We start from the raw sequence: 3,045 nt of genomic DNA on the forward strand, positions 1-3,045 counted from the left end.
CCTCAATCGCCGCATTCAGAGCCAATAGGTTGGTTTGCTCAGCAATGTCTTCGATAACTTTGATAACGCTACCAATCTGCTCACCATGAGAGCCCAAAGTATTCATTTGCAGTGACATATCACTCATTTGAGTCGACACCTGTTGAATACTCGCCACCATTTCGACAATCACATTACGCCCATCTTCTGCAGACGTTTCAGAGCGGCGGGCTTCTTCATAAGTAGACGTACCCTGCTGTGCCACTTCTGAAATGGTCAAGCTTAACTCTTCAGCAGCCGTTGCAATCAAGTTCGCTTTGTCAGCTTGAGCGGAAGCTCCCGTGACGATGTCTTGGCTAATAGAAGATAGTTCGCCCGTAACAGATTGAACTTCGTGTGTCACAGAAGAAATAGAGCCGAGTAAGTCCACTAACGACTTCTGCATCTGGTTAATCGAGCCAGCAAGATCAGCAAGTTCATCACCAGATTCATCGGTAATGTCACCTGCCGTTAAATCACCATTTGCCACGCGGCGTGCTACTTGTTCAACACGAGTCAGACGGTTAGTGATAGAACTCGACAACATATACGCGATCACACAACCGAAGACGATAGCAATCGCAGACAACACCATAATAGTGCGTTCAATAGTAGTAAATGTATCGGTGAGTATCAGTAACGACTGCTCGGTATCCGCTCGCTCACTTGCAGATGCTTGATCCAGTAAGTTTTCAATGGGTATCAAGTTGGTCTCGTATAGAGAACGCAGCTGTTGAATGTTGGCTAATAGCTCAGACTGATCATTGATCTTAGGCACAAGCTTAGATTCAAACTCTTGGGTGAAGCGTCCCATTAACTCTTCAATACGCAGAATACGGCGATGATCTTCAGAGCCTCTGCTTTCCAAACGTTTTGCCTGTTCAATAGCCTGAGCGAACTCGCTCTTATTAGTGCGGTAGTCATTCAAAGCGTTATCAACCTGAGTAATTGCACCCAGTGCATCTCGGTATACATCACCCGCTTCATCAATCAGTACAAGATAGGTAACAGTCCCCGGAACATCGTCCATTCTAATTTCATCTGCGCTTTTATGGGCATCAATGACTTCAAACCAGACGATGGTAACTAAGGTAACAAGCACCGCCAAAATTGAGCCAAACCCGGCATAAAGCTTTTTTCTTACAGATAATTTCACACAACACCTACCTAAATAAACGACAGCTTATACAGCCTTAACATTTAATATATCGTCTACCAGACGGATAACTTTAGTTAATACCAACGATTATTTTTTATCGATTATTAAGTTACAGGTACAAAAAAACGGGAGCCATTGCTCCCGTTTTTTCGTTATTTACTTAGCTTGCGATTATAGCTTCTTAGAGATAAGCGCAGAGCCAGCAATAATACCAATACCTAGTAGCATGATTGCACCTTTACCGCTGTCGAAGCCAGAAGAGATACCCATGAATGCAACGATTGCGATAGCTACTGGGATGATGTACTTAACTAGTGCGTACCATAGACCGAATAGTGGGAAAGATACTTCACCGTCGTTAGTGATTTCTTTCTCTAGGTCTGCACGGTTTAGTCTCCAACCAGCGAAGATACATACCAACATACCGCCAACAGCTAGGAAGATCTTATCTGTTAGTAGGTCGAAGATATCAAATGCACCCGTGTCGAATAGTGTTGGACCAACACCACCTAGAGATAGAGAAGCGAAGATACATAGCGCAGCCATTACAACACTTGCAGACAGTACCGCAGTTACACGCTTCATGCCTTTCTCGTCGATTAGGTAAGAAACCACAACCTCTAGTAGAGAAACAGAAGATGTTAGAGCTGCAACACTTAGACCGATGAAGAACATTAGTGCGAATAGAAGACCAATCACGCCGCCCATTTCAGCAAATAGCTGAGGAACAACAACGAATACTAGACCAGGACCTGCTGCTGGCTCCATACCAAATGCGAACATCGCTGGGAACATTGCAACACCAGCTAGGATAGCAACACCTGTATCCATTGCTGTAACCATAGCGGTAGTTTGAACTAGGTTTTCTTTCTTCTTAAGGTAAGAACCGTAAGTCAACATACAACCCATACCTAGAGATAGTGAGAAGAATGCTTGGCCAAGTGCAGCTAGAATTACATTGCTGTCTACCTTAGAGAAATCAGGGCTGAATAGGAACTCAAGACCAGCCATAGAACCAGGAAGAGTCAGACCTTTGATCGATACCACGATAAGGATCAGGAATAGCAGTGGCATTAGAACCTTCCCCGCTTTCTCGATACCGCCCGAGATACCTTTCATAACGATAACAACGTTAAGAAGTAGGTATAGACCCATCCACATTAGTGGTTGAACTGGGTTAGAGATGAAACCACCGAAGCTGTCACCGATTGCTTCAGGCGCGTCTAGAAGACCACCAGCAATCTTACCGATGTATGCGATAGACCAGCCACCTACTACAGGGTAGAAACCCATGATAAGTAGACCACTTACTACGCCAATAACACCAGCGAACGTCCAACGACGGTCAGTTGATTTAAATGCACCTACTGCTGATTTTTGCGTATGACGGCCAATAGCAAATTCAGTCAGCATTACACTGAAACCGATGAAAATTACAAAAAACAGGTAAATTGCAACGAATGCACCACCGCCACTCTCGCCTGCTGTGTATGGGAATTTCCAAATGTTACCTAAGCCAACAGCAGAACCTGCTGCAGCCATTACGAATCCTAACTTCGAACCCCAGGTATCACGGGGTGTTGTGGTTGTATTACTAGTAGCCACGTTTACTCCAAAATTTGTGTTGTGTGATGTTGTGTTTTGCTTTGGGTGGCGTCTTTAAAAGATAAGGTGTAAAAAATACTTTACACACTTAGAAGATTTGATTGACGCTCTTTGTGTAGCAAGTAAACCAGTTTAAGAATAAAATTGGAAGTCCGAACCGTACATATTTCGTTACCAATGTAAATTTTTATGGTTAAATGCCGCCTTTTCATACAAAACAATCGTTTTCGTCTTAAGTTAACCAAAACTTAACAACTATAACC

General features: G+C 43.6%; 2 protein-coding genes. Both read right to left on the reverse strand.

The genetic code is table 11. From position 1 onward, the window contains the following. Positions 1–1,174, reverse strand: a 1,174-nt coding sequence (locus BCT81_RS18135) for a methyl-accepting chemotaxis protein (protein WP_102425367.1), incomplete at its 3' end; no start/stop codon positions are given. Positions 1,175–1,348: 174 nt separating this feature from the next. Further along, complete coding sequence (locus BCT81_RS18140; protein WP_080566587.1) at positions 1,349–2,782, reverse strand: sodium-dependent transporter; 1,434 nt, start codon at positions 2,780–2,782, stop codon at positions 1,349–1,351. Positions 2,783–3,045: the final 263 nt, after the last annotated feature.

Source organism: Vibrio sp. 10N.261.52.A1 (genome assembly GCF_002876325.1).
GTDB classification, from domain to species: Bacteria; Pseudomonadota; Gammaproteobacteria; order Enterobacterales; family Vibrionaceae; genus Vibrio; species Vibrio chagasii.